This is a genomic window from Pseudonocardia hydrocarbonoxydans (assembly GCF_006539565.1).
GTDB classification, from domain to species: domain Bacteria; phylum Actinomycetota; class Actinomycetes; order Mycobacteriales; family Pseudonocardiaceae; genus Pseudonocardia; species Pseudonocardia hydrocarbonoxydans.
Genome location: NZ_BJNG01000042.1, coordinates 38,656 through 52,809, shown reverse-complemented (window position 1 = coordinate 52,809; position 14,154 = coordinate 38,656). Strand labels below are relative to the sequence as shown.

The 14,154-nt window shown below is 71.8% G+C and carries 19 protein-coding genes and 1 tRNA gene; 13 read left to right on the top strand and 7 right to left on the bottom strand.

Features of this window, described 5'->3' with window-relative positions:
- Positions 1–95: 95 nt before the first annotated feature.
- Positions 96–281, bottom strand: a complete 186-nt coding sequence (locus PHY01_RS22810) for a hypothetical protein (RefSeq protein WP_141281730.1) — start codon at positions 279–281, stop codon at positions 96–98.
- A gap of 65 nt (positions 282–346) precedes the next feature.
- On the bottom strand, positions 347–1,114 hold the full coding sequence (locus PHY01_RS22805) for a GntR family transcriptional regulator (protein ID WP_218030293.1): 768 nt from the start codon (positions 1,112–1,114) through the stop codon (positions 347–349).
- Positions 1,115–1,238: 124 nt separating this feature from the next.
- On the opposite strand from PHY01_RS22805, the gene PHY01_RS22800 reads away from it, so the two are divergent.
- The 8 genes from PHY01_RS22800 (at position 1,239) to PHY01_RS22765 (ending at position 7,657) form a co-directional block, all read left to right on the top strand.
- On the top strand, positions 1,239–1,664 hold the full coding sequence (locus tag PHY01_RS22800) for a plasmid replication, integration and excision activator (RefSeq protein ID WP_141281726.1): 426 nt from the start codon (positions 1,239–1,241) through the stop codon (positions 1,662–1,664).
- 107 nt (positions 1,665–1,771) lie between these two features.
- Entirely contained in the window at positions 1,772–2,200 is a 429-nt protein-coding gene (locus tag PHY01_RS22795; RefSeq protein WP_141281724.1) for a hypothetical protein, read from the top strand.
- Positions 2,197–2,505: a WhiB family transcriptional regulator gene (locus tag PHY01_RS22790; protein WP_141281722.1), complete on the top strand. Its 309-nt coding sequence runs from the start codon at positions 2,197–2,199 to the stop codon at positions 2,503–2,505. The genes PHY01_RS22795 and PHY01_RS22790 overlap by 4 nt, the downstream gene beginning before the upstream one ends.
- 56 nt (positions 2,506–2,561) lie before the next feature.
- On the top strand, positions 2,562–2,825 hold the full coding sequence (locus PHY01_RS22785; RefSeq protein WP_218030292.1) for a hypothetical protein: 264 nt from the start codon (positions 2,562–2,564) through the stop codon (positions 2,823–2,825).
- A complete protein-coding gene (locus PHY01_RS22780) occupies positions 2,825–4,411 on the top strand; it encodes an FtsK/SpoIIIE domain-containing protein (RefSeq protein WP_141281718.1) in 1,587 nt (528 codons plus the stop codon). The genes PHY01_RS22785 and PHY01_RS22780 overlap by 1 nt, the downstream gene beginning before the upstream one ends.
- Positions 4,408–6,072 (top strand): replication initiator, encoded by a 1,665-nt coding sequence (locus PHY01_RS22775; protein WP_141281716.1) that lies wholly within the window; start codon positions 4,408–4,410, stop codon positions 6,070–6,072. The genes PHY01_RS22780 and PHY01_RS22775 overlap by 4 nt, the downstream gene beginning before the upstream one ends.
- A gap of 5 nt (positions 6,073–6,077) precedes the next feature.
- The gene (locus PHY01_RS22770; RefSeq protein ID WP_141281740.1) at positions 6,078–6,278 is read left to right on the top strand and encodes a helix-turn-helix transcriptional regulator; all 201 of its coding nucleotides are present in this window, start codon (positions 6,078–6,080) and stop codon (positions 6,276–6,278) included.
- Positions 6,275–7,657: a tyrosine-type recombinase/integrase gene (locus PHY01_RS22765; RefSeq protein WP_141281714.1), complete on the top strand. Its 1,383-nt coding sequence runs from the start codon at positions 6,275–6,277 to the stop codon at positions 7,655–7,657. The genes PHY01_RS22770 and PHY01_RS22765 overlap by 4 nt, the downstream gene beginning before the upstream one ends.
- 122 nt (positions 7,658–7,779) lie before the next feature.
- On the opposite strand, the gene PHY01_RS22760 is transcribed toward PHY01_RS22765, so the two are convergent.
- A tRNA-Tyr gene (locus PHY01_RS22760) sits at positions 7,780–7,861 on the bottom strand.
- A gap of 80 nt (positions 7,862–7,941) precedes the next feature.
- Between PHY01_RS22760 and PHY01_RS22755 the strand changes: the two genes are divergently transcribed.
- On the top strand, positions 7,942–8,433 hold the full coding sequence (locus PHY01_RS22755) for a YajQ family cyclic di-GMP-binding protein (RefSeq protein WP_141281712.1): 492 nt from the start codon (positions 7,942–7,944) through the stop codon (positions 8,431–8,433).
- A gap of 321 nt (positions 8,434–8,754) precedes the next feature.
- On the opposite strand, the gene PHY01_RS22750 is transcribed toward PHY01_RS22755, so the two are convergent.
- Positions 8,755–9,363 (bottom strand): GIY-YIG nuclease family protein, encoded by a 609-nt coding sequence (locus PHY01_RS22750; protein ID WP_141281710.1) that lies wholly within the window; start codon positions 9,361–9,363, stop codon positions 8,755–8,757.
- Between the two features lie 218 nt (positions 9,364–9,581).
- Positions 9,582–9,914: a hypothetical protein gene (locus PHY01_RS22745; RefSeq protein WP_141281708.1), complete on the bottom strand. Its 333-nt coding sequence runs from the start codon at positions 9,912–9,914 to the stop codon at positions 9,582–9,584.
- Between the two features lie 280 nt (positions 9,915–10,194).
- On the opposite strand from PHY01_RS22745, the gene PHY01_RS22740 reads away from it, so the two are divergent.
- Entirely contained in the window at positions 10,195–10,755 is a 561-nt protein-coding gene (locus PHY01_RS22740; protein WP_141281706.1) for a hypothetical protein, read from the top strand.
- On the opposite strand, the gene PHY01_RS22735 is transcribed toward PHY01_RS22740, so the two are convergent.
- Positions 10,736–11,071: a VOC family protein gene (locus tag PHY01_RS22735; protein ID WP_141281704.1), complete on the bottom strand. Its 336-nt coding sequence runs from the start codon at positions 11,069–11,071 to the stop codon at positions 10,736–10,738. The two genes, PHY01_RS22740 and PHY01_RS22735, sit on opposite strands and share 20 nt — an antisense overlap.
- A gap of 208 nt (positions 11,072–11,279) precedes the next feature.
- Here PHY01_RS22735 and PHY01_RS22730 point away from each other — a divergent pair, with 208 nt between their 5' ends.
- Genes PHY01_RS22730 through PHY01_RS22720 form a run of 3 tightly spaced genes read left to right on the top strand, consistent with a single transcriptional unit; the run spans position 11,280 to position 13,235 of the window.
- Positions 11,280–11,843: a TIGR03086 family metal-binding protein gene (locus PHY01_RS22730; RefSeq protein WP_141281700.1), complete on the top strand. Its 564-nt coding sequence runs from the start codon at positions 11,280–11,282 to the stop codon at positions 11,841–11,843.
- Positions 11,844–11,874: 31 nt separating this feature from the next.
- Positions 11,875–12,462, top strand: coding sequence for a helix-turn-helix domain-containing protein (locus PHY01_RS22725; protein WP_141281698.1), 588 nt, complete (start codon positions 11,875–11,877; stop codon positions 12,460–12,462).
- Entirely contained in the window at positions 12,459–13,235 is a 777-nt protein-coding gene (locus tag PHY01_RS22720) for an SRPBCC family protein (protein ID WP_141281696.1), read from the top strand. Before PHY01_RS22725 ends, PHY01_RS22720 begins: the two co-directional genes overlap by 4 nt.
- On the opposite strand, the gene htpX is transcribed toward PHY01_RS22720, so the two are convergent.
- The gene (gene htpX / locus PHY01_RS22715) at positions 13,236–14,087 is read right to left on the bottom strand and encodes a zinc metalloprotease HtpX (protein WP_141281694.1); all 852 of its coding nucleotides are present in this window, start codon (positions 14,085–14,087) and stop codon (positions 13,236–13,238) included.
- Between the last annotated feature and the right edge of the window lie 67 nt (positions 14,088–14,154).

Here is a 14,154-nt window from a genome sequence, read left to right as displayed (position 1 = left end):
CGCGCCGCCGGAGGCGGCGCCTTGATCCTAAAGAGACTGATTCGGCAGCATCGAGCGGTGAAATGACGACGAATCAGCTCGTGCGCTCCTGTGACTCACGTGCCCGGTTCAGGAGCGTCGGGCAACGTCAGCGGTGGGAATGTCCGCTCGCAGCGCCAGCACTGGCTGGTGTAGACGGAGACGAAATCGGCTTCGCAGTGTGGGCAGCCGTCGGGTCGGAGCGCGATGGGCTCGCCGAACTCACTGACCATGTAGTGGTCGGGCTCGGGCGCTGCGCTCATGCAACGAGGGTGCCACCTCGCTGGCCGGCCGGCCAACTGCGGTGACACCCTCGTGAGCTGCTTGCTCACTGCTGTGGAACGGGCATCCGGTAGATGAACCGGTAGCGGTTGGCCGGGTAGACGATGTCGGCCACCTCGACGGCGCGCTCACTCGTGCGGAACGTCTGCTTGATCTCGATGACGCCGACACCTGCGGTGATCTGGAGCTTGGCTGCCTCGGCGTCGGTAGGAGCGCGGAAGGTGAGCTGCTCCTCGACCTCGATTACCTGGTGGCCGATGACGTCGAACCGGTCGGCGATGCCCAGGTGGCCGTACGGCCCCTCGTTCGGCCACTCGATCTCCGTACCGCCAGTCAGCTCCAACGGCTCGTAGGCGTGCGACCAGGTGACGGGGACCGAGTCCATGCTGATCAGGTACTCGGTGTCGCTGACCTGGGCGCCAGGTTCGATGCCGAGCCGTTCGGCGACGTCGTCGGGGGCCTGAATCTGGCTTGTGCTCGTGACGCGGTCGGAGGTCTGGCCGGCGGATGCCGCCTCGTCGACGAAGGTGCGAGCGGTACGGCCTTTGCGGTATCGCGCCGGGGCGACTCGGGTGAGATTCGGGCGGTCGGTGACGAAGACGCCCTTCCCGGGAACGCCGTAGACCAGGCCGTCGCTGCGCAGTGTTGCCACGGCCTGGCGGGCGACGATGCCGCTCACTCCCCACGCCTGTGACAGCTCTCGTTCGCTAGGAAGTTTCGCGCCGGAGGGCAGCTCGCCGGACTGGATCTGTTCGCGCAAGTGGCCGGCCATCGTGACGTAGGCCGGCTCTCCGGGCTTCGTGTACTTCCTCATTGCCACTGCTCCATCCGAGTGCTCCGCCCAACCTCGTATACGGGGTACTTGCGCGGACTGGCGACCGCGTGCCACCATACTACGTATACGTGGTATGCAAGCCGCGGAGACAAGGAGAAGCCTCATGGCGATCAACGGCAGGTTCAAGGTCAACCACGGGGACGTGTTCCCGCACGGCGCGTACGTGGTCGGGGACGTGGAGGCGGTGCGGGACTTCGAGCGCTCCACCCGGGAGCGGCCGGTGCAGGCCACCGACAAGGAGACCGGCCAGCTGGTGTGGTCGGTGTCGGTGCTCGACCCGGACCCGGAAGCCCGGAAGGACGCCAAGACGGTGACGGTGAAGATCTCCGCCCCGGTGCAGCCGGTGCCGCCCGGGGAGCTGGCGGCGGGGCTGCCGTTCCGGCCGGTGGAGTTCGACGGGCTCACCGTGACCCCGTACCTGAACGAGAACGGCGGCCGCGCCCGCGTGGCCTACAGCTTCCGGGCCACCGGCATGCGAGCCCCCGCGGCGAGCAAGGCATCGCCGCGCTCGGGATCGGAGGCGGCCTGACCAGCACGAGCGGAGGGGAGTCCGGCGGCAACCGGGCTCCCCTCCTGATCTCCCACAGCTCCAACCCCTGGCAAGGAATCCGAGTCCCGGAAGGACCACGAGCCTAGATGCACACCATCACTGATCGACACCACCGCGCCCGACCCGACGACCTCACCCGCGTCGGTGCGCGGCGGCCGGTCGTCGACATCCCGACCCACATCATCACCGCCCTGGCCGGGCTGGACGACGCCTACGCCGCAGCCGTGGCCATGCCCCACCGCGGCAATGTCGAGCACGCCGACCGCGCCCTGGCCATCGCCCGGGTCTGCGCCCGCCGCGCCGCGTGGTGGCGGGTCCTGGCCCGGTTCACCTACCGCGCCGGCTACCACCGCCTCCACGGCAAGGCAGCCCTGCTTGCCAGTGACACGGAGCGGGACCGGGCCCGGTTCTGGCGCGACACCGCCGCGGACTGGCGCGCCCGCGCCGACCGAACCCCGACCTCGGACGCGGCCGGCGGACTGTCGAACTGGGCCGAGCTGGGGGTGACGGCATGACCACCACGCCAACCCACCTCGGCGCGCTGATCGGGCGCGACTGGCGCCACCACGCGGCCTGCGCGGACGTCGACCCGGAGGTGTTCTACCCGCTCGACCTCGACCCGACCGCCCCCGCCGTCACGGCCGCCCGGCGGGTCTGTGCGGGGTGTCCGGTCCGCGCAGCGTGCCTGGTCGACGTGATGGCCGGGGAAGACCCGGCCCGGCGCTGGGGCGTCACCGCCGGTCTGACCCCCGACGAGCGAACCGCACTGCACGCTGGGCAGCGCTCGCTGCTCGGCTCGACCGGGGCGGTGGCTGCGTGAGCGCCCGCACCCGATCCCGTGTCAATGCCCGCTTGACGGCCGGACGGACCCCGCGGGTGGTGGAGAACTCTGACTTCACCGCGTTCGGAGGGCGGGTCATCCGGGCTGCCGGGCGCCGGATCGCGGCCGGGGACGTCGAGGCCCTGCCCTACCTCGCCGCACTGTCGGCCGACCTGGACGCCGCGATCACGGACGCGGTCACCGGTCTCCGGGCGGCGGGCTACTCGTGGGGCGAGATCGCCTCCCGGCTCGGCGTCACCCGGCAGGCCGCACACCAGCGCTGGGCCGGCGGCCCGGCCGCCACTCGGGAGGTGGCGTGATGACTTCCGCGCAACTCGTCCTGCTCGCCCTTGGTGCCGGGGCCGGGCTGTGGGTGCTGCACAAGGTTGGGAAGTGGCTGACCCAGCTCCTGGAAGCCTTGGCCGCGATCGCGGTCGTGTTCGTGACGCTGTGGTTCGCCGCCAAGGCTGTGTGGTGGGTGGGTCGGCGGATCGTGCGGCACTGGCGCACCAGCACCGCCACCGCCCTCGTGGCCGCCTGGTGCTACCTCCTCGGGTGGCCGTCGCTGCTCATCACCGGCGGAGTCATCGGCGTGTGGCTGCTCGGCTGGTTCTGGTTCGGGCGGGAGTCGTTCGAGCCGTGGGCCGGCCGACACCTGCGCGCCTGGTGGCTGCGCTGGGCGCTCTACGCCCGCACGATGCCCCGCTGGCTTCGCGCCTGCGGGCTCACCGTCGCCGACCGCGACCCCGGCGTCCACGTGCAGGTCAACCCGTTCCGCCGCTCGGCGGTGCAGCCCAAGGTCAAGCCCGGCGCCGGCCGCACCCCCCGCGTGGTCGGGGTCCGCTCCGGCGGGTCCTGGGACGAGGTCCGGGTACGGCTCGTTCCCGGGCAGACTCCCGAGGACTTCGACCTCGCGGCCCGCTCCCTCGCGGTGGCTCGCGGGGTGGCGCGGTGTCAGGTGCGGGAGCTCGGCCCGGACCTGGTATCGATCGACTTCCAGCGCCACGACCGGCTCACCGCGGTGGTCGACTGCCAGCCCCTCCCAGCCCTATGGGGCGTGCGCGGGGAGCAGGTCGACTTCCGCCGCGTCTGGTCCGGCCGCACCGAGTACGGCACGGACTGGTTCCAGGCCATCGAGGGCAGCCACACCCTCGTCGCGGGGTCGACCGGTGCGGGGAAGAACTCGCTGACCTGGGCGCCGATCATCTCGATGGCCCCCGCCATCCGCGACGGCCTGGTGAGGGTGTCCGGGATCGACCCCAAGGGCATGGAGCTGGCCTACGGGCGGCGGGTGTTCCACCGCTACGCCTCCACCTCCAAAGACGCGCTAGCCCTGCTGGACGACCTGATCGACGGGATGACCGCCCGCAAGGAGCGGTTCTCCACCCACAAGCGGGTCGTCCCGATCTCGCGGGAGTACCCGTTGGAGCTGGTCGAGTTCGACGAGATCGGCGCCCTTGTGCGCTACGTCGGGGACCGCAAGACCCGGGAAGCGATCGTCGAACGCGTTGCCGTGCTGACCACGCAGGGCCGCGCGCTCGGGTACGCGGTCCGCGGCTACGTGCAGGAGCCGACCAAGGACACCGTCCCGGTCCGGGAGCTGTTCCCGCGCCGCATCTGCCTGCGCGTCGCGAGCAAGTCGCACGTGTCGATGGTGCTCGGAGAGCACGCCTACGACCGCGGCGCCTGGGCCAACCGCATCGGGGAGCACGAGCCCGGGGTGGGCTACCTGTTCGGCGAAGGCATCCGCGAACCCCTGCGCGTCCGCTCCGCCTGGGTCCCCGACCACGTGATCAAAGAGCTGGAGCGGTTCGTCACCACCCCCTCCGGGCTGGCCATCCCTGCGCAGGCCGGTCCGGTCGCGCTGCCCGTACCCGTCCTGCACTCCATCGGAGGCCCCGCATGACCATCGACACCAGTACCGACGTCGTGGGCCGGACGGTCGAGTACGACCAGCTCAGCCGGGCGCAGAAGGCGCTCATGTCCCTGTCCGGGGACGTCGCGCAGCAGCTCGCGGAGGATCACGGGGTCTGTGTCCGACCGTTGGCGATGCGGCGGATCGACCTCACGACCGGCCGGGTAGAGGTTGTCCCGGTCCCGTGTGGGGCTCGGCGGGAGGACCTGTGCCGGCCGTGTGCAGAGAAGTGCCGGCGGACCCGGATGACGCAGTGCCGGGAGGGCTGGCACCTCGAGCACGAACCGATCCCGGACCGGCCGGCGCCCACGGAGGCGCAGAAGGAGCTGTTGGCCGTGCGGGCCGATCTGCACACCGTCTATCAGGAGGAGGACGAGGAGACCGAGCGAGAGGCGATCCGCAACACCGTCGCCGTCCTGGACGACGAGCTGCGCCGCGCCGGGGTGACGGGCCGGCTGGAACCACTCGACCCGCCCGACCGGCCCGCGGTGAAGCGCTCGACCCGGCGGCGGCAGGACGCCCCGAACCTCCCCCGCCGTCCGGTGGAGAAGCGCACGCTCGGGCAGGTGTTCGGCGGCAGGTACCGGCCCTCCACCTTCCTGACGCTCACCCTCGACTCGTACGGGCGGGTGGACGGCGACGGGGCCGCCCTGGACCCGGACGACTACGACTACCGCCGGGCCGCCCGCGACGCGATCCACTTCCCCAAGATCGTGGACCGGTTCTGGCAGAACACCCGGCGCTGCGTCGGCTGGGAGGTCCAGTACTTCGGCACGATCGAGCCGCAGAAGCGCGGGGCACCGCACTTCCACGCCGCCATCCGCGGCTCCATTCCGCGCGCCGAGCTGCGGGCGATCACCGCCGCGACCTACCACCAGGTGTGGTGGCCCCACCACGACGAGCAGGTCTACCGCGGCGATCGCGTCCCGGTGTGGAACGACGACGCCCACGGCTTCGTCGACCCCGAGACCGGCGACGCGCTGCCCACCTGGGACGCGGCCACCGATCCGGCGGTGCTGCTCACCCCCGGGCACACGGTGACTTTCGGGGCGCAGGTCCACGTCAAGGGCATCCTCGGCGGAACGGAGGAGGCCGGCCGCCACATCGGCTACCTGACCAAGTACCTCACCAAGTCCGTGTCCCAGGCCGCCGGGCTGGTGGAGGACCCGAGTGTTCGGCAACGCGAGCACCGTCGCCGTCTGGTCGCCGAGCTGGAACGCACGCCCTGTTCGCCGCAGTGCCCGATCTGGCTGCTCTACGGCGTGCAGCCGAAGAAGGTCAGACACACGGCAGTCCCCGGGCAGTGCAAGGGCAAAGCGCACCGGCCCGAGCACCTCGGCATCGGTGGCCGCCGTGTCCTGGTCTCGCGCAAGTGGTCGGGGAAGACGCTCGGCGACCACCAGGCCGAGCGGGCGGAGTTCGTTCGGCAACTCCTCAACCGGGTCGGCGTCCGTCCCGGCTACGCCGTCGATGACGGGCCGTTCGAGTGGGAGAAGACCCGCCCCGGTGACCCGGATGTGCCGACGAGACCGGCGCTGCTGCTGCACGCGATCTCGCAGCGACAGCGCTGGGAAGCCGACTACACCGCCGCCCAGGCCCTGGCCGGCGACCCACCCGCGGATCGTTCGGCAACTGCTGGGGAGGCGGCGTGAAGCGCATGGCAACGGTGGCCCGGACGGTCGTGGAGCAGCTGACGGTGGACCAGCTCTGCGAGGAACTGCAGGTGGCGCGGTCGACGTTCTACCAGTGGCGGCAGGTCGGGAAGGCCCCACGGTGCGTGCGGCTCCCGAACGGCGCGATCCGGGTCCGGCGCGATGATCTGGACGCCTGGTTGGCCTCGCTCGCGGACGCGGCGTGAGCGGCGATCCGACGACGTACGGCGTGCGCGTCTGGGGTGTCAGCAAACGCGTGTGGCCAAGCGGCACCACCTACCGGGTGCGCTGGCTCGTGGGTCGCAAGGAGTGGCACGACAGCTTCCCGACGCGCGCGATGGCCGACAGCTTCCGGTCCGATCTCGTATCCGCGACCCGGCGTGGTGAGCCGTTCTCGGTCGCTACCGGGCGGCCGATGACCTGGGACCGCCCGGCCGAGACTCCGGTGAGTTGGTACGACCACGCCTGCGCCTACGTGGACATGAAGTGGCCGCACGCGGCGGGCAAGAGCCGCCAGGGCATCGCGGATTCGCTGGCGACGGTGACGCCTGCGCTGCTGTCGTCGGTCAAGAGCCGGCCCGGTGCTGAGGCGCTGCGCGCGGCGCTCTACGGGTGGTCGTTCAACGCGCGGCGTCGGGCCAGCGGGCCACCGGACGAGGTGCATCGGCGGGCTGAGCGGTGGGTGGCGGCAAACACCCGGCCGGTACGGGATCTCGCCGATCCGGGAGTGCTGCGGCCGGCCCTCGACGCCCTAGCGCTGCGGATGGACGGGAAGCCGGCTGCGGCGTCGACGGTGGCGCGGAAGCGGGCGATCTTCTACAACGCGGTGGAGTACGCGGTGGAGCTCGGGCACCTATCCGGCAATCCGGTCGCGTCGATCAAGTGGCGGGCGCCGAAGGTCACCGAGGCGGTGAATCCCCGAGTGGTGATCAACCACGGGCAGGCTCGTGCCCTGCTCGACGCGGTGCGGGCACAGGAACCGGTCGGCCCGCGGCTGGTCGCGTTCTTCGGGGTCATGTACTACGCCGCGCTCCGGCCCGGGGAAGCGGTCGATCTCCGCAAGGACGCACTGGCGTTGCCGTCGAAGGGGTGGGGCGAGCTGTACCTGAGCACGTCGGCGCCGTCGGCCGGACGCTCGTGGAGTGAGTCCGGGACACGGCGGGAGCCTCGCCAGTTGAAGCACCGGGGTATGGAGGAGGTGCGGGTGGTGCCGTCTCCCCCGGAGTTGACCGCGCTCCTGCACCAACACCTCGACGACCATGGGACCGCGCCGGATGGCCGGCTGTTCCGCGGTGTGCGGGGTGGCCCACTCTCGGAGAGCCTGTACGGCCGGCGCTGGGCGGTCGCTCGTGCTGCTGCGCTGAGCGCGGAGGAGGCGGCCTCTCCGTTGGCTCGCCGACCCTACGACCTCCGGCACGCCGCGGTGTCGACGTGGCTCAACGGTGGGGTTCCGGCGCCCCAGGTGGGCGCGTGGGCGGGGCACAGCGTGGACGTCCTGCTCCGGGTCTACGCCAAGTGCATCTCCGGTCAGGATGCAACGGTCCGGCGCCGGGTCGAGGACGCGCTGAGGCAGGGGAGTTCATGATCGCGTCCGTGATGCGTCCGTGGATGGCCGTATACAGCCGTCTGGAGCCGGACACAGCCGGACAGACGCAGAAGCGGCCCCTGACCGTGTTGTTGCTGGTCAGGGGCCGCTTCTGCGGGGTGTGGCAGGTGAAGGATTCGAACCTTCGTAGGCTAAGCCGACGGATTTACAGTCCGCTCCCTTTGGCCACTCGGGCAACCTGCCCCGGTGCGCCGAAGCGCTGGAGAAGGATACGACAGCCGGAAACCGGGTTCGCTCCCGGCCCCGGCGATCAGGAGGACCGCATGGCAGACCCGTCGTTCGACGTCGTGAGCAAGGTCGACCGGCAGGAGGTCGACAACGCCCTCAACCAGGCCGCGAAGGAGCTCTCGCAGCGCTTCGACTTCCGCGGCACCAACACCTCCATCGCGTGGGCGGGCGAGGAGGCGCTGACGATCGAGTCCGAGACCGAGGAGCGGGCGCTGGCGGCCGTCGAGGTGTTCAAGGAGAAGCTGGTCAAGCGCAGCATCTCCATGAAGGCGTTCGAGGCGGGCGAGCCGGCGATCTCGGGCAAGGTCTACAAGGTCAACGGCAAGATCCTGCAGGGCATCGAGCAGGACAAGGCCAAGGAGATCAGCAAGGCCATCCGTGACGAGAAGTTCAAGGGCGTGCAGGCCCAGGTCCAGGGCGACCAGCTGCGCGTCACCGGGAAGAAGAAGGACGATCTGCAGGCCGTCATCGCGCTGCTGAAGAGCAAGGACTTCGGCATCGCGTTGCAGTTCACCAACTACCGATGAACCACCGGCCCTGACCTGCCCGAACCGGTCAGGCAGGGGGGTCGGGTACACCTCGGTACAACGGAGCGCGGAGTCGACCGGGTCTGCGTGCCTGGTCGATCGCGGCCGACCAGTAGCCGACGTCGGCGTGGAGGGTGATCGTCGGAGTCGTGTGGCTCATCGCGGGCTGCACGCTCCTGACGCTTCGCGCGCCCGACGATCAGCACCGTGCCGAAGTCGTGCCGGAGATCCTCCCGGCGAACGGGTCGCCGGTCGCCACGGATGAACAGCGGGTGCACCGGGGCCGGTCGTGGGGCGTACCGGTGCCGCGTCCGCCGTCGTTCACGGAGCCGGTCGAGGGCCGGCGCTGCCGTAGTAGTGCCGCCGGGCTGCCTTGACGATGCCGAGAGCAGGGCCCGAAGCGTGATCCACGTTCAGCGGCGGCCGCAGCACCTGGATGATCGATTCCTCGGCGTCGCGCGGCGTCAGGTGCTCGCACCACGACACGTGCAGGTGCGCGACCATCCAGTCCGTCAGCCGCCGCTCGTCGACGTCGACCAGGACCACGCGGTCCGTCCAGCGGGTGCGGTACTGCTCCTCATCGAGGAGGAGGCCGGCCAGCGTGCGGCGCAGAGTCGAGCCGCCGGTCCGGCCCAAATGGTTGGAGGCGATCCGGGTCCGGAGCCTGGTCGCGATGCCGACGTAGAGCAGCCGGAGATCCGTGGCCGATGGATGAGGCGGGCCGCACAGCGTCGGGAGTACCGCAGGGCTCGCCCACCACGCGTAGAGACCGGGGGCTGCCGGCATATGGGTGCGGACGTCGGATGCGCGGATCGGGTCCGCACATAGACCGGCGATGACGGCGTCGGCGTCGGCGTCGGCGTCGGCGTCGGCGTCGGCGTCGGCGTCGGCGTCGGCGTCGGCGTCGGCGTCGAAGGACGGTGTGGTCACGTCCGCAGACCGCGCAGCGGATCGACAGGTTCGGTCGTCACGCGAGCCTGCGCAGCGCGTCACGAATCGCACTAGCCGCCCGCACGCCGCGACACGGGGAGCAGCACAGACGACCCGCCGCGGTGGCATTCCGATCGCCGGACGCGCGTTCGCATCGGAGCGGTCCCCCTGTCCGCACGCGAATTCCGGCCGAGCGATGACCCGGTCGATCCGACTCTCTACTCAGGGTCCTTGCCCGCCTGCTCGCGCAGCCACCTGCGGTAGAGCGCTCGATCCTGCTCGTCCTCCTCCGCCCGCTTGGCCTTGGCCTTGTTGGCGGCCACCGCGTCGTTGTACTCCCGCCACTTGTGCGCAGACCGGGACACGACACACGCAGAAATCACGGCCGCCACGAAGACAGGCCCCCCGGCGCTTGAACCGTTCGTGATGGCGAGTACGGCCGCCAGCACCAGAAGGGCAGCGGTGACGATCATCCAGGAACGCACGGAGAGGAACGGACGAATGATCATCTTCTCGCGTGCGTGATGGGTCGTGACCGGACCCCAGTTCACCGAGTGTCCAACGCGATCAGACAACGCCGCTCCCCCTCCGCTGAGGCCGTCCATCCCTGCCGGTCACTTCGGCGCCCTCAGCGGCGCCGTTACACCGCACGGAGCACCGAGTTGCGCCCATTCCCCGAGCGAGCCACGAGGAAGGGCGGCACAGATCCGGTACAGAACAGTGCCGACACCGGTCGACACCCCGCGTCACACCACACCACGCAACGCCGGATCACTGGGATATTCTCGGCATCGTGCCTGCTCAGATGCAGTTCACCGACGAGCGGTAGCCGTGCGAGTCGGCGTCGCCCACCACCTCGGCTGGGCGGTGGTGGTGACGGCCGGGGCCGGCCACCGGGTCGTCGACCGGCGGCGGATCGAGCTGGTCGAGCCCGGCGTGCCGACCGCCCCGATCCACCACGAGGGCGCCCATCTGGACGACGCGGGCGCGGCGGCGCTCGTCGCCCGCGTCCGGGCCTCGGCCGTGCGGGCGGGCGCCGCCGCGCTCGACGACCTCGCCGCGGCGGTGGGCCCGGTCGTGTCGCTGTCGCTGCGGGCCTGGTCACCCGACTTCCCGACCGACATCGCGACCCTGCGCCGCGTGCCCTACGAGGCCCGGGCCGACTCCGTCATGTACCGGCAGGTGCTCGACGACCTCGCCCGCGACCGCGGGTGGGAGGTCCACCTCTACGACGCCGACGCCGAGCGCCGCGCCGCGGACCTGCTGGGCGACCGGGCCGACGAGGTGCTGCGCGGCCCGCGGGCGGTCCTCGGCCCGCCGTGGGCCAAGGACCACCGCACGGCGCTGGCCGCCACGGTGCTGGCCGGCTCCGTCAGAGGTACGGCCGGGTGATCATCTTCAGGCTGTGCTCGGTGTTCGTCTCGCCGGGCCGGGTGAGCTGCGGGTCGACCCGGTGCTCGACACCGCCGTCGACCAGGCGGACGTAGGCGCGGTCGAACAGCTCGTCGTCGGCAAGGAACGCGTAGTGCTGCATCTGGATCTGCACGGGCGGCTCGGCGAACCGCAGCAGCACGCCGTCGTCGAGCAGGACGTTGGTGAACGGGCCCCAGGACGGGGCCTCGGCCAGCTCGAACAGGTCGCGGTAGAAGCGCGCCGACCCGGTGCGGTCGCGCGCGGCGATGACGGTGTGGTCGAACGTGGTCGTCACGAGGGTCCTCCGGTGTCGTGCGTCGGGTGGGCGGCGGAGCGGGGTGCTCCGGCGGTCCGCGCGACGGACGAAGGGGCCTCAGCGATCCACCGGGTCGCCGATCCGTGGGTGGCGCCGGGCCGGTGATCACCGGGCGAGGACAGCATGCACCAGCGGGGGATCCCGGATGGACGACGACAGGGGCGCGGGCCCGTCGCACAATCGGCGCATGGACGTCCGCGAGATCTACACCCGGTGCAGCGCAGCGTTCGGCGAGCGCGTGCACGCCGTCGACGGCCGGTGGGACGCACCCACCGTCAACCCCGGCTGGGACGTGCGCGAGCTGGTCAACCACCTCGTCAACGAGGAGCGGTGGACCCCGCTGCTGCTCGGCGGCGCGACGGTCGAGGAGGTCGGCGACCGCTTCGACGGTGATCTGCTTGGCCCCGACCCCGTGGGCACCTACGACGAGGCCGCGGCCGCCGCGCTCGCCGCCGTCCTCGCCGAGGGCGCGGTGGAGGGCACGGCGCACCTGTCGTTCGGCGACCGGCCCGCGAGCGAGTACGTGCTGCAACTCTCCGCCGACCACCTCGTCCACGCCTGGGACCTCGCCCGCGCGCTGGGCACCGACGAGACGCTCGACGGGGAGGTCGTCGAGGCGCTGCTGGCCTGGTACGTCGAGGAGACCGAGGCGCTCTACCAGCGGATCGGCGTGATCGGGCCGCGCGTCGAGGTGCCGGCCGGCAGCGGCGCGCAGGCGGAGCTGCTCGGGCGGTTCGGCCGGACTCCTTGACAACTTTTCTTGTCGGTGGGACGTTCTCGCGGTGCAGGAGCTCACCGTCATCGACGACCCGGCCGCGGCCGGTGTCTCCCTCGACCCGATCCGCGCCCGGCTGCTCGCCGCGCTCGTCGAGCCGGGATCGGCGACGACGCTGGCCGCGGCCGTCGGCCTGAGCCGCCAGAAGGTCAACTACCACCTGCGCACGCTGGAGGAGCACGGGCTCGTCGAGCTGGTGGAGGAGCGGCGGCGGGGCAACATGACCGAGCGGGTGATGCGGGCGACCGCCGCCAGCTTCGTCATCTCCCCCTCGACGCTGGGCGCGATGGCGCCCGACCCCCGCCGCTCCCCCGACCGGCTCTCCGCCCGCTGGCTCGTGGCCGTCGCCGCGCGGACCGTCCGCGAGGTCGGCGAGCTGATCGCCGGGGCCAGGAGGGCCGACAAGCGCCTGGCCACCCTCGCGATCGACGGCGAGGTCCGCTTCGCCTCCGCCGCCGACCGGGCCGCGTTCGCCGAGGAGCTCGCCACCGCCGTCACCGCACTGGTCGGCAGATACCACGACGACGGCGCACCCGACGGCCGGCCGCACCGGATCGTCGTCGCCGTCCATCCCATGATCGGAGACAGCCCGTGAACGACCGCCGCCTGGAGAGGTCCGTCGAGCTCGACGCGAGCCCCGAGCAGGTCTGGGAGGCCATCGCCACCGGCCCCGGCATCTCGACCTGGTTCGTGCCGCACAGCGTGGAACCGCGCGAGGGCGGCGCCGTCTCGGCCGACTTCGGCAGCGGCGCCGGGGCCACCGGCCGCGTGACGGCGTGGGAGCCCGGCAAGCGGTTCGCCTACGGCTCGGCCGGGCCCCCCGAGCAGGGCGCCGACTACGCGTTCGAGTTCCTCGTCGAGGGCCGCGACGGGGGCGGCACCGTGCTGCGCTTCGTCCAGAGCGGGTTCACCGACGAGGGCTGGGAGCAGGAGTACGACGGCTTCGACCGGGGCTGGGACCTGTTCTTCGGCAACCTGCGCACCTACCTGGCCCACTTCGCCGGGCAGCCGGTGCGCAACGCGCTGGTGATGACGTTCACGCCCGGCCGGCCCGCGGACGTCTGGCCGATGCTGCACGCGGCGCTGCGGCTCGACCGGCACCCGGCCGTCGGCGACGAGGTGACGCTCGCTCCCGACGGGCCGCCCGCGGTCACCGGGGTGGTCGACGTCGCGAGCCCGGAGTTCCTCGGCGTCCGCTCCGCGCACGGGCTGCACCGCATCGGCGTGGAGGGCGAGCAGGGGTGCGGGGTCAGCGCGTACCACTACTTCTACGGCGAGCCGGTCGACGCCGGGGCGCTCACGACGGCGTGGCAGGAGTGGCTGACGCGGCTCTTCCCGGCCCCGGAGTCCGCCCCGGCGGGTTCGTGATCAGTGCCGGTGCAGGCCCATCTCCTCCAGCCGCCTGATGCGGTCGGCCATCGGCGGGTGGGTGGCGAACAGCCGGGCCAGGTGCTCCCCCGCCCGGAACGGGCCGGCGATCATCAGGTGCGACTGCGCGGTGAGCTGCGGGTCGGGCGGCAGCGGGGCGAGCTGGGTGCCGACCGCCAGCTTGCGCAGGGCCGACGCCAGCGCGAGCGGGTCGCCGGTCAGCGCCGCGCCGCTCGCGTCGGCCTGGTACTCCCGCGACCGGCTCACCGCCATCTGCACCAGCCCCGCGGCCACCGGGGCGAGCAGGGCGATCAGCAGCATCGCGACCGGGTTGGGGCGGTCGTCGTCGCCCCCGCCGAAGAGACTGGAGAACATCGCCAGGTTCGCCAGGAAGCCGATCGCGGTGGCGAGCGCCCCGGCCACCGACGAGATCAGGATGTCGCGGTTGTACACGTGCGAGAGCTCGTGGCCCAGCACGGCCCGCAGCTCGCGCTCGTCGAGGAGGTCGAGCAGGCCGGTGGTGGCGCAGACCGCGGCGTGGCGCGGGCTGCGGCCGGTGGCGAACGCGTTGGGCGCTGCGGTCGGGGAGATGTAGAGCCGCGGCATCGGCATGCGGGCGGCGCGGGAGAGCTCGCGGACGATCCGGTACATCACCGGGTGCTCCGCCTCGGTGACGGGCCGCGCGTGCATCGCGCGCAGCGCCACCTTGTCGGAGTGGAAGTAGGCCCATCCGTTGATCGCGAACGCGGCGACGACGGCGACCAGCAGCCCGGTGCGGCCGAACATCGACCCGACGAGCAGGAGCAGACCGCCCATCCCGCCGAGCAGCAGCGCGGTCCTGAGGCCGTTCATGCGGGGTCCGTCCCTTCCGGTCTCGGTTGCACCTTCAACGAGCCACGACCGGGTGGTGTTCCGAAAC